Source organism: Devosia litorisediminis (genome assembly GCF_018334155.1).
Taxonomy (GTDB): Bacteria; Pseudomonadota; Alphaproteobacteria; order Rhizobiales; family Devosiaceae; genus Devosia; species Devosia litorisediminis.
The window spans coordinates 2,028,684-2,051,440 of record NZ_JAGXTP010000001.1; the positions used below are offsets into that span (position 1 = coordinate 2,028,684).

General features: G+C 59.1%; 18 protein-coding genes. 12 read left to right on the plus strand and 6 right to left on the minus strand.

What is annotated here, in order from left to right:
* Nucleotides 1-1,314: a TRAP transporter large permease gene (locus KD146_RS09735; RefSeq protein ID WP_212658479.1), complete on the plus strand. Its 1,314-nt coding sequence runs from the start codon at nucleotides 1-3 to the stop codon at nucleotides 1,312-1,314.
* A 69-nt stretch (nucleotides 1,315-1,383) separates the two neighbouring features.
* Here the strand turns inward: KD146_RS09735 and KD146_RS09740 are convergent, their stop codons facing one another.
* Complete coding sequence (locus KD146_RS09740; protein WP_212658480.1) at nucleotides 1,384-1,905, minus strand: heme-binding beta-barrel domain-containing protein; 522 nt, start codon at nucleotides 1,903-1,905, stop codon at nucleotides 1,384-1,386.
* 164 nt (nucleotides 1,906-2,069) lie between these two features.
* Between KD146_RS09740 and KD146_RS09745 the strand changes: the two genes are divergently transcribed.
* The 9 genes from KD146_RS09745 (at nucleotide 2,070) to KD146_RS09785 (ending at nucleotide 14,936) form a co-directional block, all read left to right on the plus strand.
* Nucleotides 2,070-2,777 carry an ABC transporter ATP-binding protein gene (locus KD146_RS09745; protein WP_345790775.1) on the plus strand — a complete coding sequence of 236 codons (708 nt, stop codon included), beginning with the start codon at nucleotides 2,070-2,072 and terminating at the stop codon, nucleotides 2,775-2,777.
* Nucleotides 2,777-5,326: an ABC transporter permease gene (locus KD146_RS09750; RefSeq protein WP_212658481.1), complete on the plus strand. Its 2,550-nt coding sequence runs from the start codon at nucleotides 2,777-2,779 to the stop codon at nucleotides 5,324-5,326. The genes KD146_RS09745 and KD146_RS09750 overlap by 1 nt, the downstream gene beginning before the upstream one ends.
* Nucleotides 5,327-6,105: 779 nt before the next feature.
* On the plus strand, nucleotides 6,106-8,013 hold the full coding sequence (locus KD146_RS09755; protein ID WP_212658482.1) for an ABC transporter substrate-binding protein: 1,908 nt from the start codon (nucleotides 6,106-6,108) through the stop codon (nucleotides 8,011-8,013).
* Nucleotides 8,014-8,084: 71 nt separating this feature from the next.
* Complete coding sequence (locus KD146_RS09760; RefSeq protein ID WP_212658483.1) at nucleotides 8,085-9,086, plus strand: ABC transporter permease; 1,002 nt, start codon at nucleotides 8,085-8,087, stop codon at nucleotides 9,084-9,086.
* Nucleotides 9,083-9,979: an ABC transporter permease gene (locus tag KD146_RS09765; RefSeq protein ID WP_212658484.1), complete on the plus strand. Its 897-nt coding sequence runs from the start codon at nucleotides 9,083-9,085 to the stop codon at nucleotides 9,977-9,979. Before KD146_RS09760 ends, KD146_RS09765 begins: the two co-directional genes overlap by 4 nt.
* The gene (locus KD146_RS09770; protein WP_212658485.1) at nucleotides 9,976-10,956 is read left to right on the plus strand and encodes an ABC transporter ATP-binding protein; all 981 of its coding nucleotides are present in this window, start codon (nucleotides 9,976-9,978) and stop codon (nucleotides 10,954-10,956) included. The genes KD146_RS09765 and KD146_RS09770 overlap by 4 nt, the downstream gene beginning before the upstream one ends.
* Nucleotides 10,947-11,789 carry an ABC transporter ATP-binding protein gene (locus KD146_RS09775; RefSeq protein WP_212658486.1) on the plus strand — a complete coding sequence of 281 codons (843 nt, stop codon included), beginning with the start codon at nucleotides 10,947-10,949 and terminating at the stop codon, nucleotides 11,787-11,789. The genes KD146_RS09770 and KD146_RS09775 overlap by 10 nt, the downstream gene beginning before the upstream one ends.
* Before the next feature lie 26 nt (nucleotides 11,790-11,815).
* Nucleotides 11,816-13,405: a DUF5060 domain-containing protein gene (locus tag KD146_RS09780; RefSeq protein WP_212658487.1), complete on the plus strand. Its 1,590-nt coding sequence runs from the start codon at nucleotides 11,816-11,818 to the stop codon at nucleotides 13,403-13,405.
* 19 nt (nucleotides 13,406-13,424) lie between these two features.
* Nucleotides 13,425-14,936 (plus strand): DUF5060 domain-containing protein, encoded by a 1,512-nt coding sequence (locus KD146_RS09785; RefSeq protein ID WP_212658488.1) that lies wholly within the window; start codon nucleotides 13,425-13,427, stop codon nucleotides 14,934-14,936.
* 183 nt (nucleotides 14,937-15,119) lie between these two features.
* Here the strand turns inward: KD146_RS09785 and KD146_RS09790 are convergent, their stop codons facing one another.
* From KD146_RS09790 to KD146_RS09810, 5 genes are read right to left on the minus strand one after another with little or no spacing between them, the layout of a single operon-like run.
* The gene (locus tag KD146_RS09790) at nucleotides 15,120-16,019 is read right to left on the minus strand and encodes a nucleoside hydrolase (RefSeq protein WP_212658489.1); all 900 of its coding nucleotides are present in this window, start codon (nucleotides 16,017-16,019) and stop codon (nucleotides 15,120-15,122) included.
* Nucleotides 16,020-16,049: 30 nt separating this feature from the next.
* Complete coding sequence (locus KD146_RS09795) at nucleotides 16,050-17,030, minus strand: sugar phosphate isomerase/epimerase family protein (protein ID WP_212658490.1); 981 nt, start codon at nucleotides 17,028-17,030, stop codon at nucleotides 16,050-16,052.
* Complete coding sequence (locus KD146_RS09800) at nucleotides 17,027-18,529, minus strand: FGGY family carbohydrate kinase (RefSeq protein ID WP_212658491.1); 1,503 nt, start codon at nucleotides 18,527-18,529, stop codon at nucleotides 17,027-17,029. The genes KD146_RS09795 and KD146_RS09800 overlap by 4 nt, the downstream gene beginning before the upstream one ends.
* Complete coding sequence (locus KD146_RS09805) at nucleotides 18,526-19,482, minus strand: transketolase family protein (protein WP_212658492.1); 957 nt, start codon at nucleotides 19,480-19,482, stop codon at nucleotides 18,526-18,528. The genes KD146_RS09800 and KD146_RS09805 overlap by 4 nt, the downstream gene beginning before the upstream one ends.
* Nucleotides 19,482-20,234 carry a transketolase gene (locus KD146_RS09810; protein WP_212659178.1) on the minus strand — a complete coding sequence of 251 codons (753 nt, stop codon included), beginning with the start codon at nucleotides 20,232-20,234 and terminating at the stop codon, nucleotides 19,482-19,484. Before KD146_RS09810 ends, KD146_RS09805 begins: the two co-directional genes overlap by 1 nt.
* Before the next feature lie 357 nt (nucleotides 20,235-20,591).
* Here KD146_RS09810 and KD146_RS09815 point away from each other — a divergent pair, with 357 nt between their 5' ends.
* Nucleotides 20,592-21,230: a DUF2291 family protein gene (locus tag KD146_RS09815; RefSeq protein WP_212658493.1), complete on the plus strand. Its 639-nt coding sequence runs from the start codon at nucleotides 20,592-20,594 to the stop codon at nucleotides 21,228-21,230.
* Nucleotides 21,227-22,750 (plus strand): sugar ABC transporter ATP-binding protein, encoded by a 1,524-nt coding sequence (locus KD146_RS09820; protein WP_212658494.1) that lies wholly within the window; start codon nucleotides 21,227-21,229, stop codon nucleotides 22,748-22,750. Before KD146_RS09815 ends, KD146_RS09820 begins: the two co-directional genes overlap by 4 nt.
* Nucleotides 22,751-22,757: the final 7 nt, after the last annotated feature.

Here is a 22,757-nt window from a genome sequence, read left to right on the forward strand (position 1 = left end):
ATGGGCTTCAGCGCACTTGGAATTGAATACGGCTCTTACATTCTGGTCGGCTGCATCTTCTTGCTGCTGCTGACCGGCCAGCCACTGGCCTGGGTAACCGGTCTGGTTGCCCTGATTTTCACCTTTGGCTGGTTTGGCGGCAACGCCCTGCCTTTGGTGACCTCGCGCATTTTCGGTTTCATCACCGAATATTCGCTGGTTGCCATTCCCATGTTCATCCTGATGGCCGCCATGCTGGATCGATCCGGCATCGCCAAGGATCTGTTCAACGGCATGCGGGTGCTGGCCGGGCGATTGCCAGGTGGTGTCGCCGTGCAGACGCTGATCGTGGCCATTCTGATGGCCGCGATGTCGGGCGTGATTGGCGGCGAGATCGTGCTGCTGGGCATTCTGGCACTGCCCCAGATGCTGCGCCTGGGCTATGATCGCAACCTGTCGATTGGCGTGGTGTGCGCCGGTGGCTCCCTTGGCACCATGATGCCGCCATCGATCGTGCTGATCATCTACGGTCTGGTGGCCAGTGTCTCGATTGCCGATCTGTTCGTGGCCGCGATCACCCCTGCCCTGCTCCTGTTGGCGTTCTACATCGCCTATGTGCTGTTCATCTGCATTCGCAATCCGGAAATGGGCCCGCCCATGTCCGATGAAGAGATGGCCAAGGAATCCGTCAGCAGCGCGCTGAAGTCGGTGGCCGCGCCCCTGTTCATCGTGCTGGTGGTGCTGGGTTCGATCTATGGCGGCATCGCCTCGATCACCGAAGCCGCCGCGCTTGGTGTGTCGGCGGTGCTGGTGGTGTCGCTGATGCGACGCGAACTGACCGTCAAAATGGTGCAGGACAGCCTCGTTCATACGCTCGAGACCTGCGGCATGATCATCTGGATCGGTATCGCAGCAGCGGTGCTGGTCGGCGTCTATAACCTGATGGGCGGCAACCGCTTTGTGGCCGACGCCATTCTGAGCCTGAATGCACCACCGGTGGTGATCATCATGGTGATGATGGCAATCCTGCTGGTGCTGGGCATGTTCCTGGACTGGATCGGCATCGCACTGCTCACCCTGCCGATCTTCGTGCCGATCGTGATCACGCTGGGCTATGACCCGATCTGGTTCGGCATTCTGTTCGCTGTGAACATGCAGGTATCATATCTGACGCCACCATTTGGCCCGGCCGCGTTCTATCTCAAGAGCGTTGCGCCAAAGGAGATCACGCTCAAGCACATCTACACCGCACTGTTGCCGTTCATTGCGCTGCAGCTGGTGGTGCTGGCGATCATCCTGTTCTTCCCACCGATCGCTACCTGGGCGATCAACTAGACAAAAATGCCCGTGCCACCTGAAAGTGGCGCGGGCATTTTCCTATTACGCAGTTGGCTTTGAAGCCAATCAGCGCGAGAACGGAACGGAGGCCGTGAGCACCGAACCGGACTCATTGAACTCCACTTCAAAATCCACCGTGATGGTGCCATCAACCAGCAGGATGCGCGCCCCGATGCGGACCTCGCTACCCGAACGATCACGCTGAGACTCGCGCAGATCAAAGCTGATGCGGTCGCCGCGTTTGATGCCAATGGCTGAACCGGTAAAGCCGGCATTGGAGCTCATCACCGCTTCATAGCGTCCGTTATCATCGCTATAGGCAATGGTGCCACTGATCGAGAGCGTGGTGTCGACCAATGAACAACGCCCGGTATAGTTGATGCGGCTTTGATTGCCTTTGGCCACCGACAAACGGCAGCGAAATGGCTCAGGCTCATCCCCGCCGATCAGCGTGCCTTCGCCGCGCCATTGATCGATGTAGGTCGAAAGCAATTCGACCTCGGCCACCCCGGCATGGGCTGGTGCGCTGGGGGCCAGCGTGGCCAGCACCATCAGGAGCAATGACAATATGGTTGTTGGCTTCTTCACTCGAGGGTCTCCTCCGCAGACTGATTTTTGAACCGGCCCCTTATCTGGTCGCGTCAGGCAGCTGCAAAAGTGTGGCAACGGACGCTCGACTTAAGACTGGCGCAATAAAGCGTCATGCAAAGTAGCCGCCAATACGTAACCAGCGAGTTCATAAGGCGGACTAGGTGAGCAAATCTGACGGGTCCATTATCGATGTCCGCGCGGTGAACTACACACTGCAAGTTGCGGGTCGTCCGCTGCATATTCTCAAGAATGTCTCGCTGCAGACCAAGCCATCCGAGGTGGTTGCCATTGTCGGCCCATCGGGCAGCGGCAAGACCTCATTGCTGATGTTGCTGGCGGGGCTGGAACGCGTGACGTCGGGCAGCCTGGCTGTCAACGGCGCCGATCTGACAGCGCTAGGCGAAGATGATCTGGCTCGGTTTCGTCGCCACACCATGGGGATCGTATTCCAGAGCTTTCACCTGATCCCATCCCTGAGCGCGATCGACAATGTCGGATTGGCGCTGGAAATTGCGGCACCGGAATTGTCGCAAAGCCAAGTCCGGGAACAGGCCAGCGCCGCACTGGCGGCAGTCGGACTGGCTGAACGGCTTGAGCATCGCCCCACCGCCCTATCAGGTGGTGAACAACAACGCGTCGGTCTGGCGCGCGCCATGGTTGCAAATCCGCCGCTCCTGCTGGCCGATGAACCGACCGGCAATCTGGACCAGAAGACCGGCGCCATGGTGATCGAGTTGATGTTCAATCTGGCCCGTGAGCGAGGGACTGCCGTAGTGCTGATCACCCATGATGCGGCATTGGCGGCTCGCGCCGACCGGGTGCTTACCATGACACAGGGCGAGTTGGTTGAAGCTGCGGTGACGCATTGATGCGCGCGATCTGGGCCACAGTACGGATCGGGCTGCTCGATCTGCGCGGCGATATGCGCCGGTTCATATTGCTGCTGGTGTGTCTGGCAGTGGGCACCGCGTTGATTGCCGGGGTGAACTCGGTGGGCGCCAGCATCACCCAGGCAATCGGCAGAAACGCCGCCGAATTGATGGGCGGCGATCTCGAATTATCGCGCGCAGACAGACCGGCAACGAGCGGTGAGCTCGCGCAAATGCTGCAATATGGGCAGGTCGCGGCAGTCGTTGATACCAATGTGCGGGCGCAATCGGCAGCGCAGGATGCCTTTGTCGATCTGGCTGCGGTGGGTGACGGTTATCCACTGCTCGGACGGGTTGTCAGCCCGCAGTTGGCGGGCGGCACGCCAATCTCCGAATTCCTTGCCCCCCGCGATGATCTCTATGGCGCACTTCTGGCGCCAGTGTTGCTGGACCAGTTGGGCCTTTCTGTCGGTGACAGTTTTGAGCTGGGTGGCACGACTTTCCAGGCACGCGGCACCCTGACCAAACTGCCTGACGGACCGGTGCGTGGGTTCCGGCTGGGGCTGACCACAGTGGTCACCAATGAGGGACTGGCAAGTCTGCGCGATCGCAGTTCACCCCTGCCCGGGCTGGGCAACTGGTTCCGCTACAAGCTGCTGCTGAATGCCGGGCAGGATGTCGAAATGGTCCGCGCCGCACTGGATGACGAACTTGGCGCAACGGGTTGGTCGAGCCGCACCGCGCGCGACGGGCTTGGACCAATGGTGCGTTATTACGACCTGTTCATGCGCTTTTTGGTGATTGTAGGTCTTGGATCGCTGATGATCGGCGGCGTTAGCGTCTGGACGAGCATGCGGGCCTATATTTCCGAGCGGTCCAGTGTCATCGCCATTCTGCGTAGCCTGGGGGCCGAAAAGTCCCGCGTGATGCTGCATTTTTTTACGCAGGTGATCGCACTTGCTGCCATTGGCGTGGGCGCGGGCCTGTTGGTCGGCGGGGTTGCCGCCTATGTGGTTCTGCCGGCCATTGGTGAGGCAGTGGGCATTGAACTGGCACCGAGCGTGCATCTCCAACCCCTGCTCGTTGCCGGAGGTGCCGGGTTCCTGACCGCCTTTGCCTTCGCCTATCTGCCATTGCAGCAAACCCAGGCCATCCGCCCCGTGACACTGTTTCGATCGCGGGGTCTGGCGGCGCCACCCGTGGACTGGCGCGGGCTATTGCTGACCTGGCAGATCGCTCCACTACTGGCGATCATCGGGGGATTTTACTGGCTGGCGGTGCTGATGACCGGCGATCCCCTCATCGTGCTGGTTTTCGGCGCAGTAGGTGTACTGGCGGCATTTGTGTTCCACCAGGTGAGCCTGTTTGCCCGCCTGTCGCTGGGGCGCGTGCCCTATGTTCCACTGCGTATCGTGCGGCACGCCTTGCGCGGCATTGCCGCGTACGGATCTAACGCGGCCGCCGTGGTGATCTCGATGGGCATGGCACTGACCATGCTGATTGTGGTGCTGGTGCTGCAGGGCAATCTTCGTCAAGAATTCCTCGGCGCTTCGTCCTTCGATGTGCCCACGCTGGTGGCATCGGACCTGTTTCCTGATGAAGTCGAAACCATTGAGGCGATGGTTGGCGTTGATAGCGATATTGCGCTGGCGGTTGCGACACCGATGTTGCGTGGCGCACTGACGGCGATCAATGGCGTGGCGGTGAAAGACGTGCGTACCCGCGGCCCCGAAGCAACATTCCTGCTATCGGGTGAGGTCCCCCTGACCTATCGGCCATTGATGCCAGCGGCATCCAAGTTGATGGCGGGCGAATGGTGGGCAGCCGACTACAGCGGATCAGGCAAGGTATCCCTGCATCATAGTCTGCGCTCGGGTCTTGGCGTCGACATCGGGGACAGCCTGACTTTCGAGATTTTCGGCGACGCTGTGGATGTCGAAATTGCCAGTTTCCGAGACTATTCCTGGCAGGGCGGCATCGACTTTCTGGCGACGTTTTCGCCGGGTGTGCTGGATGCCTACCCCATGACGTTGTTTTCAGCCGTCACCGCGCAGCCCGGCGCTGAGGAAGCCGCTGAGCGGGCGCTGGCTACCGCCGTGCCAGACATCAATTTCATTGCGGTGGGCGACACGCTCAAACAGATCACAACAGCGCTTGGCCAGTTGTCATTTGCTGCAGCGCTGGTGGGTGGGTTGGCCGTGGGCAACGGCCTTTTGGTGCTGATCGGCAGTCTGGCAACGGGGCGCCGGCAGCGCGAAGCCGACGCCGTGATCACCAAGGTACTGGGCGCCACCCGGATTGAACTGCTGGCAACAGCCAGCATGCAGTATCTGGTACTGGCGATCATCGCTTCGATACCCGCTGTCGCGCAGGGAATCGGACTGGGTTGGCTGATTGGTCTGGCGTTGCTGGATGTGGAGTTCACGGTTCAGCTCGATGCGCTGGGCATCGTTCTGGGATGTGCGATCGCCATCACCGCGCTGCTGGGTGCGCTGACAATCCTGCGTGCCACATCTCGACGCCCCGCCCTGTTGCTGCGCGACCTTTAATTCGCGCGATGAATCCGGCGTCGCGGGGCTCGAACGGGCGCAACGCTTGACTTTGCGTGGTAGCAAAACGACACTGTTGCCTTGAGATTGAACGCGTATTTCTAACGGTGCCGAACCGCGCTGCGCAGCGTTCCAGCCAGAACGACCCGCGCGCATGACAGAGCGCCTCGGAGTCCATTTTCGGCGTTGGGCGACACCCACCGAAAATCAAACGCAAAAATTCACAAGTTTTTTGTTTTTTTTCGTTCCTTGTCGAATTTTTTTCAACTTCGCAAATAATTGCTGACTGTCGCTCGAAGCGCGCCTGAGGCGCCCGATGCGGATCTGACGGTCAGATACAGCTCGATGACAGCAGCGCCCCTGCCAAGCTACTGATACACAACCGCAATTTGCCTCTGTTCGGCGTCGCATCTGTGCATGATAACCGCAAAAATTAGAGTCATTCCCACCCGCGAGTGACCTTCGCTCTCGCTGAAAACGGGAGCGCATTTCGCCAAATAGCGGGGCGAAATGCAACGTCATAACGGATCGCCACTTGCATTGACTTTTGGTGAAATTGCCACATATTCGATAATTAACCGCAGTTAAGAACAACAAGTCACAAAACAGCGGTGCGCGTCGGGGTAGGCGCGAAATCTGAGGTACGCACGTCAGGCGATTGATCGACGGTCCCGGAGGGTGGACTGTTTGATGCTGCGCGGTCGTGTCCGGATTTTCGAAATTACCCCTAAGGAGGAGGCTCGACCATGGCGGTCCGGGCCGATCTGGGAGGAAAGTATATGACACGGCTCAGCCGCTTCATGATGGCCCCGCTACTGGGCGCACTACTATCGACAACCGCACTTGCTCAGGGGACGATGACCGACGTCGGCACGCCCCGCAACGAGACACTGATCGTGCAGACCTTTGACGGTAAGGTCGCCAATCCCGATGCACAGAACCCCTTCATTTCCTATGCGATCTGGCGTGGCTTCCGTGAGCTCGGCTGGAGCTCGCTGTGGGAGATGGATACCGCGACCGGTAAATCCTATACCGAGCTTGCCGCGGAGATGCCTGAGGTCCTCAACGACGAGCATACCAAGTTCCGCGTCAAGCTGCGCGAGGGCGTGTACTGGAGCGACGGTGTGGAATTCACCACCGCCGATCTGGACTACACGCTCGACGCCACCTTCAAGTACCGGGACAAGCTCACCCGCGTTTCCCAGGTCGCCAGCCTGATCAAGAGCTGGGAAGTGATCGACGACTACACCATTGAGTTCGAAACCACCGAACCATCGTACGATTTCGAGACGGCCATGGGTGTGTACTCATGGGGCGCCCGCTTCGTGCCCGTTCCTAAGCACATCTTCGAGCCGCTTGGCGATGACGTGATCACCTTCAACAACGCTCCCGCCGTTACGCTCGGGCCATACAAGATCAAGGAGTACGATCCGAATGGCTTCTGGCAGCTATGGGAGCTGCGTGATGATTGGGAGCGTTCCGGTTGGGGCAATCTGGGCGAGCCCAAGGCCAAGTACGTTCTCTACAAGGACTTTGGCGCTGAAGAGACACGCACGCTGGCGTTCGTTCAGAACCAGTACGATATCGACACCTTCATGAGCCCGGATTCGATCCAGGCGGCGAAGGCTCGCAATCCGAACATTCAGACGTTCTCCGACAGCCTTCCCTACCATGACATGAACGATGCCTGCTCGTGGGCACTGTACATGAACCAGCACCAGGCTCCTTACGACCTCGAAGAGGCACGTTGGGCCATGGCCCTGTCGCTCGACCTCAAGCAGGTTGGCATCACCGCTCTGAGTGGCCAGTTCAAGGTTGCCGCTTTGCCGATCGCCGACACCCCTGTGACCGGTCCGATCTTTTATGAGCCTTCGGCTGATTTCCTTTCGAACCTGACCCTGTCTGACGGCTACAAGCCGTTCGATCCAAACTTTGGTGCAGACCTTGTTGCTGCGCTCAAGGAACAGGGTATGCCTGAATCCGAACTGCCGTCCGCCGACAATATCGCGGCGAGCTTTGGTGGCGGTTGGTGGAAGCACGACACCGCAGAAGCCGAAAAGCTGTTCGCTTCGGTCGGCATGACCAAAGGCGATGACGGCTTCTACATGATGCCAGATGGCACACCTTGGGAAATCACCCTGACTACTCCGGGCGACTGGAACAAGAACATGCAGCGGCTTGGTTTCTCCATCGCCGACAGCTGGAAGAAGGCGGGTATCAATGTTTCCGTCCAGCAGGTCGACAGTGGTGAGTTCGGCGCAACCCGGACAACCAACTCCAAGATGGAAGTGATGTTGGATTGGGCCAATACCTGCGTCTATAACGCAAACTGGCGTAATAGCTGGGGCGTGTTCAAGGCTGACAACGTCAAGGATGCCAATTCGGACGAAGCGCTGAACGGCAACTGGATGCGTGTCACCGATCCCGAGATCTTCGACATCGTCGAAGAGAGCGCCTCGCTTGAGACGACCTCGCCCGAATACATCGCCAATGGTCTTGAGATTGCGCACAAGCTGACCACCACGATGCAGGCGATCAACCTGATGGGCATTCCCACGACGGTTCCAACCAACAGCACTTACTGGACGAACTACTCCAAGCAGGACAACTTCTATGCTGCTCCTTACACTTGGTGGTCCTCGTTCAAGAAGACGCTGGTGAACATCGAACCCACGGGCAAGGAATAGTCCTCCCGACTAGTGATGGGGCGGCGTTCGCGTCGCCCCCTCCATTTCCTCGACGATTCAAGGATTAAGTTATGGGCGTGCTCCAGTACGTTGCCAAGCGAGTAGGTCTGTACCTTGCAGTCCTGTTTGTTGGCCTGACGATCACCTTCTTCCTCCCGCGCGTGATGCCGGTGAACCCGATTGATGGCTATATCGGTGAACTGCAGTCACTGTCTTCAGGGAGCCTGACTTCAGAGGCGATTGCCGAACTCAGAGAGAATCTCGAGGAGCTCTACGGCCTCAAGGGTGACATCGGCACCCAGTATCTGTCCTATCTGGAGCGCGTTATCCTGCGCTTCGACTTCGGCCCCTCCTTTGCCTATTACCCCGCCGACGTCAAAACGATCATTTTCAACGCCCTGCCCTGGACGCTGACGCTGCTGCTGACCACCACCGTTATCGGCTGGGCGCTGGGCAATATGGTGGGCCTGGTGGCGGGCTACTTCCACACCCGCAAGATGGCGACGGTGCTGGAGATCGTGGGGATCATGATCTACCCGATCCCCTACTACATCCTGGCGGTGTCAGTGATCCTACTGTTCGCCTATGTCTGGCCGATCTTCCCGCTGTCAGCGACCTTCCCGGTCGGTGAGTTCTCGCTGAACAAGATGTGGCTGATCATCTACAACTCCTTCCTGCCCGCTTTGGCACTGGTGTTGGCCGGGTTTGGCTGGAACATCCTGAGCATGAAAGCCCTGGCGGTCGCCACGACCGAAGAAGCCTACGTGACCTATGCACGGCTCAAGGGCGCGTCAAACTGGACGCGGATGACACGCTACGTGTTCCGCAACGCCATGCTGCCTCAGGTCACAGCGCTCGCGCTGTCCATCGGCACCGTGTTCAACGGCGCCCTGCTCACCGAGATCATCTTCTCATTCCCCGGCGTCGGTCTGATCATGCGCACCGCAGCAAGCGGGGGCGATTACAACGTCCTTTACGGCGTGATCACCGTGTCGATCATCGCGGTGGCGACTGCCGGCCTTGTGATCGACCTGCTTTACCCACTCCTCGATCCCCGGATTCGTCACAAATGAGTAGCAACACCAAAACTGCCGCCGCCCCGGTGCTGCTGAGCACTCGCCCGAAATGGGAGAGCCTGCTCTGGCTGCTCAACATCCGGCTCATCATCGGCCTGACCATCGTCGGCGTGCTGGCTGTCGGCAGCTACATCCTGCCCATCTTCAACACGGTCGACCCCTCCGAACAGGCGACATACTGGAAGAACCTGCCCATGTCGGGCGAGCACCTTCTGGGCACCAACTCGCTGGGTCAGGACATCTTCTGGTACCTGGTCTATTCGGTCCGCAATTCCCTGACGCTTGGGTTTGTGGTGGCCATCGGCGTGACGATCATTTCCACGATCGTGGGCCTGAGTGCCGGCTATATCGGGGGCAGCTTCGAGCGGATCGTCATGCTCATCGTCGACACCTTCATCACCATCCCCCTGCTACCCGTACTGATCATTCTGGGCGCGGTTATTCGCGGCAGCTCGACCTTTCTGACAGTTGGTCTAGTGATCATCATCTTCGGGTGGGCCTGGGGTGCCAGAACGGTACGGTCGATGGCGCTGACCCTGCGCGAACGCGAGTTCATCAACATGGCGCGCTTTTCGGGGGCCAATACGATCCACGTGCTCGTCAACGAGATCTTCCCCTATGTGTCGGCCTATCTGCTGGTGGGCTTCATCAACACGGTGCTGTTCGCCATCAATACCGAAGCCACCCTTGCGGTGATCGGCCTGTCCAAGGTGGAGGTGCCGACCCTGGGCTCAATCATCTTCTGGGCGCTCAGCTACAACGCAATGTTCACCGGCAACTATGTGTGGATCGTTGCGCCCATTCTCACCACAGTGACCCTGTTCCTGGGCCTGTTTCTCACCTCGACCGGCTTTAATGCCGCATTTGCAAGCAAGCGCGGTGTTGCATGATCCGTCTTAATAACCTCGTTGTCTCCTATCGAACCGGCCGCGGCGCCATCAACGCTGTAGACGGTGTCTCTGTTGAAATTCCCGATGGCTGCATTGTCGGCATTGCCGGCGAGTCCGGGTGTGGCAAGTCCACATTGATGAAGGCGATCTACGGAGACATCATGTCCCCGATGACGCTTTCTGAAGGCGGGATCGACTACGGCTTCAAAAACGAACGTGGCGAGCAGATCACCAGCTCCAACATTCAGGAAGAGTGGTTCAAGCGCATTTCCTACGTGCCACAGAGTTCGATGAACTCGCTCAATCCAGTGGTGCGCGTGGGCACGCAGTTTGTCGACTTTCCTGGTTCGGACCCCGACAAGAAGCGGGTCATGGAGCAGGTGCGCGCCTATGTCGGCAAGCTGGGGCTGCCGCAGGAAGCCCTTGATGCCTTCCCGCATCAGCTCTCGGGCGGCATGCGCCAGCGTGTGATGATTGCCCTGGCCACCTTCTTCCAGCCCGAGCTCATCCTTGCTGATGAGCCGACCACGGCGCTCGACGTGGTGGTGCAAAAGGAAATCCTGCTGCTGCTGATGGAACTGCAGGAGCAGATGAGGAACACGATCCTTATCGTGTCGCACGATATGGGTGTGCACTATCAGGTCACCAATCGCATGCTGATCATGTACGCCGCCAAGGCCGCCGAGTACGGCGAGTCCGAAGCCATCTTCCGCGATCCACTGCATCCTTATACGCGCATGCTGATCAACTCCCTGCCCACCATTGGCGACGACCGCGCCCGTCAGGGCATTCCGGGGACGCCACCAAGCCTGTGGCGCAAGCTGAGCGGCTGTCGCTTTGCCGACCGGTGCCCGCTGGCAACCGACAAATGCCGGGCCGAAGAGCCCGAATTCATTGAACACAGACCCGGACAATGGGCCGCGTGCCACTATGCGGGCACCGAAATTACGCAGTCGGGGGACGGATCATGGCAGTAATTTTGCGCACTGAAGGGCTCAACAAGGTCTACCGCCTGGGCAGCCTGACCCGGAACAAGCAAATCCGCGCGCTGCACGATGTGAACCTGAACATCGAGAGCGACGAACCCGCCATCATCAGCGTGGTGGGAGAGTCGGGCAGCGGCAAGACAACGCTGGCCAAGACCCTGCTCCGTCTGGTCGAGCCCACTTCGGGCCGTGCAATTGTCTACGACAAGGTGGTGGCGGGAAAGGGCGTCAGGCCCAACAAGCGCGAGTTCCTGCGCTCCATCCAGCCTATCTTTCAGAACCCGTTTGAGGCGTTCAGCCGCTATCGCCCGGTCGACGCCTATCTCCATGAGACGGCGACACGCGTCGCCGGCCTCAAGGGCGAAGAGGCTTATGGTGCCATCGAAACTGCACTGGCATCTGTGGGACTGGAATATGCCGATGTGCGCGGCAAGTACTCCAACCAGTTCTCGGGTGGTGAACTGCAGCGCGTTTCCATCGCACGAGCGCTGATCCCCGAGCCGAGCCTGATCATTGCCGACGAGCCCGTTTCGATGATCGACGCGTCGCGCCGCATGATCATCATCAATCTGTTCCTCAAACTCAAGCTCGAGGCCAAGCGGAGCTTTTTGTATATCACCCACGATCTGGCGACCGCCTACTACATCAGCGATTACGTTGCGGTGATGAACAAGGGCGTCATTGTGGAGTTTGGTACGGCGCAGTCCGTGATGGGCAATCCGCAGCACGACTATACCAAGCTGCTCCTCTCCTCGATCCCAAGCACACAGAAGCGCTGGCGGCCTCGGGTAACACCATCATCCCCCAGCGTGGTTTCGGCATAGAGTCTTCTCAGACACAGGAACCAGACATGTCTTCTTCAATTCAATCCTCCAGCGAAGCAGCGCTGTGGGCAACCTATGAAGCTGCGCTGAACGGTCCCAGTGAGGGCAATCCGTTCGTGGATGTCACGCTGTCCGCGGTGTTCATGCAGGGCGACAAGCAGATCAAGACCACCGGGTTCTATGACGGGGATGGCGTCTATCGCATCCGCTTCCTGCCCGAAACGACTGGTGAATGGTCCTTTGTGACGCGCAGCAATGCGGGTGCACTGGACGGAGTACAGGGCAAGCTGGATGTAGCCCCCGCCAAAGCAGACCATCACGGTCCGGTGCGCCCCGCAAACACATTCCACTACCGCCACGCTGACGGCACGCGCCATGTCAGCATGGGCACCACCGCCTATGCCTGGACCCATCAGGGCGGCGCGCTGGAAGAACAAACACTGGCCAGCCTGGCCAAGTCACCGTTCAACAAGATCCGCATGTGCGTTTTCCCCAAGCACTATCGCTACAATCAGAACGAGCCCGAGCTCTATCCCTATGAGATGCTGAGCAAGGGCCGGAGCGATTGGCCAGGCAAACCATTTGAAGGTTGGTCGTTTGACTTCGAGCGGTTCAACCCAGCGTTTTTCCAGCATCTGGAGCAGCGCATCAATGATCTGGCGGCGATTGGCGTCGAGGCCGATCTGATCGTGCTGCACCCCTATGATCGCTGGGGCTTTTCCCGCATGACACCGGCGCAGGACGATCTCTACCTGCGCTATCTGGTTGCCCGGCTTTCGGCCTTCCCCAATGTGTGGTGGTCGATGGCCAATGAGTACGATTTCATGGCGTCCAAATCGCTGGATGACTGGAACCGCATGATTGAAGTCGTCTCGGACAGCGATCCTTTTGACCACCTGTTGTCGATCCATAACGGCTTTGCGCCTTTCGACTACAACCACCCCAAGATCACCCATGTCTCAATCCAGCGGCAGGACACGTCGCGCGCGCTGGAATGGCGGCTGGCCCATGGCAAACCGATTTCGGATGATGAATGCTCCTATGAGGGCGACATCGCCGAGGACTGGGGCAATATCAGCGGCAGCGAAATGGTGCACCGGTTCTGGCTGGGCATGGTCAGTGGCGGGTACATGACCCACGGCGAAACCTACTACAACGACAGCGAAACGCTGTGGTGGAGCAAGGGCGGAAAGCTGACGGGCGAGAGCCCTGCCCGCATCGCCTTTCTCAAGCGTATCGTCGAAGAAGGCCCAGATGAAGGTCTGGACCCGCTGCCGCATACCGGGCGCTACCGCATTATGGCTGCTGGCGGGCTTGACCATGTCAAACTCCCCGATCTGATTTCGCCAATGCCAGGCGAGGAGGACTGGGTGCCAGCCCGCATCTTCTACGCCACGGCGGGCCAGCCGCATCGCTACTACCTCAGCTATTTCGGCGGCAATCAACCGCGCGAACTGAACGTGGCCGTGCCACCAAACGAGCAGTACAGCGCCGAGTTGATCGACACCTGGGAGATGACCCAGACCCCGCTTGCGGACAGCGTAAAGCGCGGTGACGTGCTGCATTTCACGCCCAAGCCCTACCAAGCGGTGCTGCTGAAGCGCATCGACGCCTGAGCCATCGGAGATTATTGAGATGACGGACAATATTGCGAAATGGGACTTCTTCGACCTCGTTCTGGAGGGCCCATCTGCGGGTAATCCCTATCTGGATGTTTCCCTTGAGGCGGTGTTTAGCCAAGGCGCGCGGAGTATCCGTGTACCCGGCTTTTATGACGGAGATGGCCGCTATGTCGTTCGTTTCATGCCGGATGCGGAAGGCGAATGGGACTACACAACCAAGTCCTCGGTCGGCGAACTGAACGGTAAGTCTGGTCGTGTGACGGCGACCGCCGCAGCCAAGGACGTGCATGGGCCTGTCGTCGTCACGGACCAGTTCCATTTCGCCTATGCCGATGGCACACGCTACCTGCCGTTCGGCACGACATGCTATGCGTGGACACACCAGCCGCTGGCGCTGCAGGCAGAAACCCTGAAGACGCTTGAAACCGCAGGTTTCAACAAGCTGCGCATGGGCGTATTCCCCAAGGACTACCCGTTCAACACCAATGAGCCACTGCACTCAGTGTTTCTGGAAGGTCCTGACGGCAAGCCCGATTTTGATCGGCCAAACCCCGTCGCGTTCCGGCATTTCGAACAGCAGGTCGGCAAGCTGCGTGATATGGGCATAGAAGCCGATGTCATCATGTTCCACCCCTATGACCGCTGGGGTTATGCCGACATGTCCGCGGAGCAGGATTATCGCTATGTGGCCTATCTTGCAGCGCGCCTGGCAGCCTATCGCAATGTATGGTGGGCGCTGGCCAATGAATACGACTTCCTGCTCGATACCAAGCCAATGGAACAGTGGGACCGGTTCTTCCAGATTCTGGAAGAAAACGACCCCTATGGCCGCCTGAAGTCGATCCATAATGGCGATGTGCGCAAGAATTACGACCACTCCAAGCCCTGGGTCAGCCATGTCTGCATCCAGAACTGGGATGTGAAGCGCACCTCGGACTGGCGCGATGATTACGGCAAGCCGGTGATCAATGACGAGCCGGAATATGAGGGCAATATCTGGCCGTCCTGGGGCAACATCACAGCGCAGGAGCTGGTGCACCGGTTCTGGACCACGACCATGCGTGGCGGCTATGCCGGGCATGGCGAGACCTATGCGCATCCCGAAGACATCATCTGGTGGGCCAAGGGTGGCAAGCTCTACGGTCAGGCCTGGCAGCGTCTGAAGTATCTCCGCGAAGTCCTTGAGCAGGACGCCACAAACGGGCTGACGCCTATCGGCAAATCCACCGATTTCCCATGGAGCCGCGTGTCTGGCGCGACCGATGGCGATGTTCGCTACATCTATTTTGGCGAGCATCAGCCGGTCGAGTGGGGTTCGGGCCTGCCGATGGAGCCGGGCGATTATGATGTCGAGGTGATCGACACCTGGAACATGACGGTCAGCAAAGCCGAGATCATTGACGCCATCGTGCCGCATCCGACGCGCCATGGCGAAGTGGTGCGCGGCGGCAAGCCACTGGCCGCGTTCAGTGTCAAGTTGCCGGGCAAGCCCTATCTGGCCATTCGTTGCCGCAAGAAGGGCTGATCATACCCCTGCCCTATACGGCAGGATGATTTCCGACCAACTTGCCAGCGAGGGGATCAAATCCGCTCGCTGGCTTTTTTGTGCACGGGGATTGGTCGATTGCGACCCGGCGTGGCGCCAACAAAATAGACCCCGAATGCTGTGCATCCGGGGCCTCTATCTCGGGAATGTCGGCGTTCGGGATTATCCGAAGTTGGCCAGTTCCTGCACGCCGCGATCGAAACGGGCGAGCTTGGCGTAGAAATCCTCAAGGATGTAGCGGATATCGATGCTGTCATAGACCCGGATCGGCCGGTTCTGACCGGTATGAACGTAGTTCATGTGACTGTTGAACTCGGGCGCCGGACGCCAGTCCGACACGCCACCATTGGGGTTGAGGATAACCGACAATGCGGGCGTGTCACCGAGCGAACGATGCTCGATCGGGCCCTGGTGGACACGCAGGTTCCAGTCGATCAGTTGATCGACCAGATACTTGCCGATGGCGCCCTTGTCCTCGCAGCGTTCCTGCAGCTCGGCATAGCTGACCGACATCATGCGATAGACCGTGGACGGGATCTGGCGCACCTCGATCTTGGAGCGCATCACCACATTGGCCGAGGCGATGTCATTCATCAGATTGAACTCACGACCGCCGACTGGCCAGGTACCGCCACCGATCCAGACACACACCACGTTGCGCTCAGCGATGCGCGGTTCCATCAGCAGGGCCGACGCCATGTCGGTGAGCGGGCCAAGGAAGGCCACGTAGAGCGGCCGGTCGTCATCAGCCATGGCGTGGTCGATGATCATCTGTGCACCCGCCGACGGTACGGCGGTGTTCTCGTCTGGTAGTGCACTTGCCGCGCCATTGGCTACGGGAATGCTGCCGGAAAGATCCATCAAATCAAGGATATGGTCGATTTCCTTACGGCTATCGAGCATCGCCGTCTTGGAGCGATGGTCACCAAAATGGGCGGCAATGATGCCGTGGAAGTCGAACGTCGGCGTTAGCAGTGCGTGCACAATAGTGAACTGATCGTCCGCCTCATTCTTGGCGTCAGTGTTCAGGATCAGTCGGGCACGCTTATTGAGCGGCAGCATAGTCGGCAGTCTCCGTAGGTTGTCGCCTGATCAGAACGAGCTGAACAGCGCCTTCTGGGCAATCTTGAGCGCACCAATGGCGTCATGCTTGCTCTGAGCTTCTTTGAGCGCGTCAATATCGAGCACATCAAGACCACGGCCGGCGGCCTTGAGGAAATCAATGGCGTGGTTGGCGGTTGCTACACTGTCCTCGCGGAACGGGAACTGATCGAGCTGCCAGACGCCTTCCCAATTGTTCTTGCGCAGCACGTAGAAGAACTCGAACAGTTCAATAGGGTGCAGGCTGCCGGCCACCAAATCGTCATCCCATGAGCGGTAGTTGTCGTTTACGTCCATGCCGAACAGGCGCCCGTAGTCGATGGCCATCTGGGCAGAGTCGGCAGCGGACTCGCCACCAAACAGGGCATGACCGAAATCGAGCAGGATGCCGACATTGGGCAGGCCGATCTTTTCGATGCCCAGCAGCGTGCGGGACAGCGAGTCAAAGCTCATATGCACGCGTGGCTCGCGTGGCTTGTATTCGATGACGAATTTTAGGTCGGGGTTTTCGCTGGCGAGTTGGCCAACGCCATCGAGCGAGTTCTTCCACAACGTGCCGTGATCGACCTGGAAGGGATAGTCCCAGCCGTCCTGACCGGGCCACAGCTTGACGTAGTCCGCCCCGAAGAAGCGCACCTGTTCGGCGGCATCTGTAATCAGTTCATGAGCGCGACGGCGCACGCCAGCGTCGGGGTTGGTGAAGGCGCCCTTAGCAAATTCGCGGGTGTAAATCTCGGGCGTAATGCCGATGACGCTGAGATTGTTGCGATCCAGCGCGGTCTTGATCTGCTCCTTGGAGAACTCACCACCGAAATAGGGGTAGTTGATGTCGACAACCGAAAGGTCCTTGACCTGACCGGCAATATCAATCGCCTCGATCACGCTGCGCGGCGGGCCGTAACCATCGGTCGCGTAGCGGTCCACATAGGTAGCAAAATGCCAGATGCCGGCGCCGTAAAGCTGTTTGCTCATGATAATTCTCCTCCGTTCGTCCCCGTTCGGGGTTGTGTATGAAGCGTCTGCGCCATCGCGCCGTGCCAGCGGAAAAGATGCGCAGCGCGGTCATTTTCGCTGATTGTAGGGATGTAGCGTTTGGTTTCAGGGACCGTCGATGTGGCGATACCCAGACCGGCAAAGGCAAGTGCAGCGGCACCCAGTGCGCTGACCTCAGGCGCGTCGCCCGTGGTGACGGGACGTCCCAGCACGTCAGCCTGGAACTGCATCAGAAAACCATTCTGTGAGGCGCCGCCATCGGCGCGCAATTCGGCCAGCCGCACCGTGATATCGCGCTGCATGGCGCTGAAAACGTCGGCAACCTGAAATGCGATTGCCTCGATTGCCGCGCGCGCCAGATGGGCTGGCTTGGTCCCCAGTGACATGCCGGTCAGTGTGCCCCGCGCATCGGAGCGCCAATAGGGCGCACCCAGGCCAACCAGCGCCGGTACAAAGCTGACGCCATTGCTGTTCGGAACGGTTTCGGCCAGTTCTGAGAGGGCCGCCGCGTCGGTCAGGCCGAGCATTTCTGCCATGAAGGCAGCGGACTGGCCTGATACCGAAATATTACCTTCGAGCGCGTGAACTGGCAGGCCGTTCTGGCTCCAGGCGATCGTGCTGGATATGCCGTGGCTGGAGAGCACGCGCTCACCGGTCAACGTCATCAACGAAGTGCCGGTGCCATAGGTGGCCTTGACCGCACCAGGGGTTCGCACGCCATGGCCAAACAGGGCCGCGTGGGAGTCGCCGATCATGGCATGGATCGGGATGCCGGCAGGCAGCGCGGTAGTGCCTTCGGCCAGATGGCCAAAATTTGAATCCGAGCTGCGCACTTCAGGCAGCATGGAGCGTGGCACGTCGAACAGGTTGGCGAGATCAGTGTCCCATTGCAGAGCGGCCGTATCAAACAGTTGGGTGCGCGAGGCGTTGGAATGATCCGTGGCGTGTACGGCGCCGTTGGTCAGTGACCAGAGCAGCCAACTGTCCACGGTACCGACGCGGAGTTCACCGCGTTCGGCGCGCGCACGTGCGCCGGACACGTTGTCGAGCAGCCAGGCAATTTTTGCAGCAGGGAACAAAGGATCGAGCGCCAGGCCGGTCTTGCGTTCAATGGCATCGGCATGACCGGCAGCGCGCAGGAATTCGCATTTGGGTGCCGAGCGACGGCACTGCCAGATGATGCATGGGCCGATGGGTTCACCGGTCGCTGCATCCCACACAACGATGGATTCGCGCTGGTTGGAAATGGCCAAGGCCACGATGGCGGAAGCGCCTGCTTTGGCAACGACCTGAGCGATTACCTGCCGAACGCCATCAACCAGTGCAGTGGCCGATTGTTCGGCCCAGCCGGGTTGGGGATAAGTGACGGTGTTGGGGACCGAAGCCTGATGCAGAACCCGACCATCGGCGGTGACCAGCAACGCTTTGGTGTTGGTGGTGCCCTGGTCGATGGCTAGTACGAAGTTGGTCGAACTCATCGCTTACGGGCAATTGTCTGGCGTGCAGCATCGGCGATGCCGGTTGCGGTCAGGCCGAAATGATCCATCAGCCAATCCGCTGAACCGGTCGGCACGAAACCTGGGAACCCCATGATCCGCACGGGTACTGGGGTGTTGGCTGTAACCAGTTCGGACACTGCGCCACCAAGACCACCGCGTACGGAGCCTTCTTCAACGGTCACGATCGCGCCGGCATCAGCGGCAGCCAGAATGGCGGCTTCGTCAAGCGGGTTGATGGTCGCCATATTGACGACACGGGCCGAGATGCCCTCCCCGGCCAGGATCTTGGCCGCCGCCACGGCACGGTGCACCATGGTGCCATTGGCGATGATGGTGATGTCGTCGCCTTGCACAAGAGTTTCGGCCTTGCCGATCTCGAAGCTGGCGTCGCTGCGCTCGAGCGCTGGAACCGGCATACGGCTGACGCGCACAAAAACGGGACCATTCATCGCTGCTGCGGCGCGGATGGCCTGCTCTGTCTGCCAAGGGTCCGCTGGCACGATGACAGTAAGATTGTTCAAGAGGCGCAGCCAGGCCATATCCTCGATGGAATGGTGCGTTGGGCCCAGTTCGCCATATGCGACGCCACTGGACTGGCCGATCAGCTTCACATTGACATTGGAATAGGCGATATCGGCCTTGATCTGCTCAAGCGCACGGGCGGTCAGGAAACAGGATGCAGCTGAAACGAACGGCACCTTGCCACCATTGGCGAGACCGGCTCCAACCGCGACGACTGTCTGCTCGGCAATACCGACATTGACCATGCGATCGGGCCACTTCTTGCGGAAACCGCCCAGCTTGGACGAGCCAACACTGTCGCTGACAACGGTGACGATGCGTGGATCAGCCTCCGCAAGCGCCTCAATGGTTCTGGCAAAACTGTCACGGCAATCAAACAAGCCGGCCTGTGCGGGGGCTGCTGCACTCATTAAACCAACTCCGCCATGGCCTGTTCGTATTGTTCCTTGTTGGGCACGCCGTGGTGCCAGGCAACGTTGTCATGCATGAAACTGACGCCTTTGCCCTTGAATGTATTGGCAATAATGCAAAGTGGCTTATCACGGGTAGCCGGATCAACGCTGAGTACATCGAGTAGCTGGGCATGATCGTGGCCGTCGATCATTTCGACATGCCAGCCAAAAGCACGCCATTTGTCATCCAGCGGATCAAGCGAGGCGGTTTCCTCGGTGCGCGCGCCCTGCTGCAGACGATTGCGGTCGATAATCAATGTCAGATTGCGCAGCTTGCGATGGCCCGCAGTCAGCGCCGCTTCCCAGTTACTACCCTCCTGCAACTCACCATCACCGGTGAGTACGAAGGTGCGGAAATCGGCATTGTCGATCTGACCCGCAATGGCAATGCCCAGGGCAACTGGCAGACCATGGCCGAGCGGCCCGGTATTGGTCTCAACGCCCGGCAGATAGTTTCGATTGGGATGGCCGTTCAGCCTGGATAGCGGCTGCATGTAAGTGGACAGGTCCGCCTCGGGGAAATAGCCGGCAGCGGCGAGCACCGAATAGAACACGCCGGTACAATGGCCCTTGCTCATCACGAAACGATCACGCGCCGGGTCATTTGGCTTGCTCGGATCGTAGCGCATCACACCAAAATACAAGGCCGACAGAATATCGGCCGCACTGAAATCACCACCCGGATGACCCAGTTGCGCCTCATAAACCATCTGAAAGCTGCGACGGCGGATCCACAACGCCTTTTCAGCGATGAGAGCAGCCGTGTCATTTTGGCGTTTGTGAGGTGTAAATGGCACTTGATGTTCGTCCTGTCGCTAGCAGCAGGTGGGCGTCTGGCGGGTATAGTCGGCAAACTAGCGCCGGGCGATGACGGTGGCAATGAGAAAATTTGCGTTTTCTGCGGAAAACGAAAATGAAGCAAAGCGCACAAAAACATGGTGATATAGGCGACTAACAGGTGAATAAGGACCATTGACACACTACGCAGAGATGCTTCAAAGAACGGAAATCGAAAAATATCGCAATGAACCGGAATGGTCAGCGGTACGATAACGAGGAGATTGCCAGTGGTTCACCGGTTTGTTGTCGGCATTGCGCTGACGCTGGCTCTCGCTGTGCCCCTGGCGGGGTGCAAGATTGTACCGATCAGCGAGGATGGCGCGCAAGAAGAGGCGGGCTTTGACGCCGCCGGTTATGCCAGCGCGATCTGGAGCGAACGCGGCTTCGCCCATTTCGGGGACACGGCGCAACCGGTGACCGAGGTTCTGCCGGCAATCAGTGCAGATCTGAGTGTGGCGGGCCCGCAATATGGCAGCCGGGCCGGCGAAGGCTCTCCCTGGAGTTTTGTCGTTACCGGCACCGGCACTGTCGTCGAAAAGAACACAGAGTCTCGCGCCGGTACGATGGTTGTCGAACTCGATGACGCGACAGGATCACTGCAGGCAATGCTGCAAATCGGTCCGGTCATCCGTGGCAATGCAGTACGAGATGCCCTGCCTTTTGTCTCTTTCAAGGATTTCATCAACCAGCTCGAATTTGCTGACGCTGGCAAGGCGCTGACTGCGCTGGCGCTAGAAGGCGTATCGGGCAGCATAGAAGAGTTGAAAGTCGGCGACCAAATAGCTTTTACCGGCGCCATGAGCATCGCCAACACCAGTGACCGCATGCTGATCACCCCGGTGGTTCTGGAGAAGACGGGGCCATGAGCGATATTGTCCTGAGCGCCCGTGCCATAACCAAAGCCTTTCCCGGCACACTGGCCCTGCAGAACGTCGATTTTGACGTCCATGCCGGGGCGGTCAACGTGCTGATCGGCGAAAACGGCGCAGGCAAGTCCACGCTGATGAAAATTCTGGCAGGCGTGGAGCAACCAACCCTGGGGACGATCACCATGGGAGAAGAGATTGTCAGCTTCTCCTCCATTCGGGACGCTGCTAGCAAGGGCATTGGCATCGTGTTTCAGGAGCTCAATCTTTGCCCCAATCTGAGCGTGACCGAGAACATTTTTCTTGGGCGTGACATTGCAAAGATGGGTTTCCATGTCGACCGCGCAGCCCAGAAAGAGCGCGCTGCCCAGCTTATCGGCCTGCTTGAACACGCCATTGATCCCGATGCACTGGTGGCCGATCTGATGATTGGCGAGCAGCAGATCGTTGAGATCGCCAAAGCCTTGGCTGAGGACGCGCGCATCCTGATCATGGACGAGCCGACCTCGGCACTTTCGGCCTCGGAAGTGGAAGTGCTGTTCAAGGTGATTGGCGAGCTCAAACGCGCCGGTGTTGCGATCATCTACATCTCGCACCGCCTGGAAGAACTGGTGCGGATCGGCGACCATTTTACAGTGTTGCGCGATGGCCAGTTGGCGGCGACAGCGTCAAGCGCAGATGTGACCATCCCGTGGATCATCCAGAAAATGCTGGGCGCCGACGAGGTCGTCGCCAAGCGGCCGCCAGCGGCATCAGCGGGCCCTGCCATTCTGGAAGTGAAGAATCTCAAGCTCGCGCGGCCGGGTGCAGGGTTGGCCGTCGACGACGTCTCGGTGTCTTTCAAAACCGGAGAAATAACGGCGATCTACGGCCTGCTCGGCGCTGGCCGAACAGAGCTGTTCGAAAGCCTCTATGGATTGCGATCCAACGCCACCGGTTCGGTGCTGCTGGATGGCAAAGAACTTGCGGGCCACTCGATCAATCGCCGCATGAAGGCCGGACTATTGCTGGTACCGGAGGATCGCCAACGCGATGGTCTGGTGCAGAACCTGTCCGTTGGCGGCAATCTGGGACTGGCGAGCCTGCGTCGGTTCACCAAGTTTCTATCGATATCAAAGAGCGCTGAAGCCCCATTGCTGCAGCAGGTAATCGGCCAATTGCATATCAAGACCTCCAGCGCCGATGCGCCAATCACATCGCTTTCGGGAGGCAATCAGCAAAAGGTTGTCATAGGCAAATCGCTATTGACCCAGCCGCGCGTGCTGCTACTCGACGAGCCGAGCCGCGGCATCGATATCGGGGCCAAGGGCGAGGTGTTCAGCACCATGCGCGATCTGGCCGACAGCGGCTTGGCGGTGGTTTACACCACCTCGGACCTCAAAGAGACACATGCCGTAGCCGACCGCATTCTGGTCATGGCGTATGGCAAGATCACGGCGGATTTACGCGCCGAAGACGCTACCGACGAAGCGCTTGTACTCGCTTCCACCCCGAAACCCAACGTGCAAGCGGTCGCCTAAGGAGCCA

What these genes read in the sequence shown, in the direction of transcription:
- KD146_RS09780 (WP_212658487.1), top strand. Translation starts at nt 11,816, where the DNA reads ATGTCTTCTTCAATTCAATCCTCCAGCGAAGCAGCGCTGTGGGCAACC.
- KD146_RS09755 (WP_212658482.1), top strand. Translation starts at nt 6,106, where the DNA reads ATGACACGGCTCAGCCGCTTCATGATGGCCCCGCTACTGGGCGCACTA.
- KD146_RS09765 (WP_212658484.1), top strand. Translation starts at nt 9,083, where the DNA reads ATGAGTAGCAACACCAAAACTGCCGCCGCCCCGGTGCTGCTGAGCACT.
- KD146_RS09820 (WP_212658494.1), top strand. Translation starts at nt 21,227, where the DNA reads ATGAGCGATATTGTCCTGAGCGCCCGTGCCATAACCAAAGCCTTTCCC.
- KD146_RS09775 (WP_212658486.1), top strand. Translation starts at nt 10,947, where the DNA reads ATGGCAGTAATTTTGCGCACTGAAGGGCTCAACAAGGTCTACCGCCTG.
- KD146_RS09750 (WP_212658481.1), top strand. Translation starts at nt 2,777, where the DNA reads ATGCGCGCGATCTGGGCCACAGTACGGATCGGGCTGCTCGATCTGCGC.
- KD146_RS09785 (WP_212658488.1), top strand. Translation starts at nt 13,425, where the DNA reads ATGACGGACAATATTGCGAAATGGGACTTCTTCGACCTCGTTCTGGAG.
- KD146_RS09800 (WP_212658491.1), bottom strand. Translation starts at nt 18,529, where the DNA reads ATGAGTTCGACCAACTTCGTACTAGCCATCGACCAGGGCACCACCAAC.
- KD146_RS09790 (WP_212658489.1), bottom strand. Translation starts at nt 16,019, where the DNA reads ATGCTGCCGCTCAATAAGCGTGCCCGACTGATCCTGAACACTGACGCC.
- KD146_RS09805 (WP_212658492.1), bottom strand. Translation starts at nt 19,482, where the DNA reads ATGAGTGCAGCAGCCCCCGCACAGGCCGGCTTGTTTGATTGCCGTGAC.
- KD146_RS09810 (WP_212659178.1), bottom strand. Translation starts at nt 20,234, where the DNA reads ATGGTTTATGAGGCGCAACTGGGTCATCCGGGTGGTGATTTCAGTGCG.
- KD146_RS09735 (WP_212658479.1), top strand. Translation starts at nt 1, where the DNA reads ATGGGCTTCAGCGCACTTGGAATTGAATACGGCTCTTACATTCTGGTC.
- KD146_RS09795 (WP_212658490.1), bottom strand. Translation starts at nt 17,030, where the DNA reads ATGAGCAAACAGCTTTACGGCGCCGGCATCTGGCATTTTGCTACCTAT.
- KD146_RS09770 (WP_212658485.1), top strand. Translation starts at nt 9,976, where the DNA reads ATGATCCGTCTTAATAACCTCGTTGTCTCCTATCGAACCGGCCGCGGC.
- KD146_RS09760 (WP_212658483.1), top strand. Translation starts at nt 8,085, where the DNA reads ATGGGCGTGCTCCAGTACGTTGCCAAGCGAGTAGGTCTGTACCTTGCA.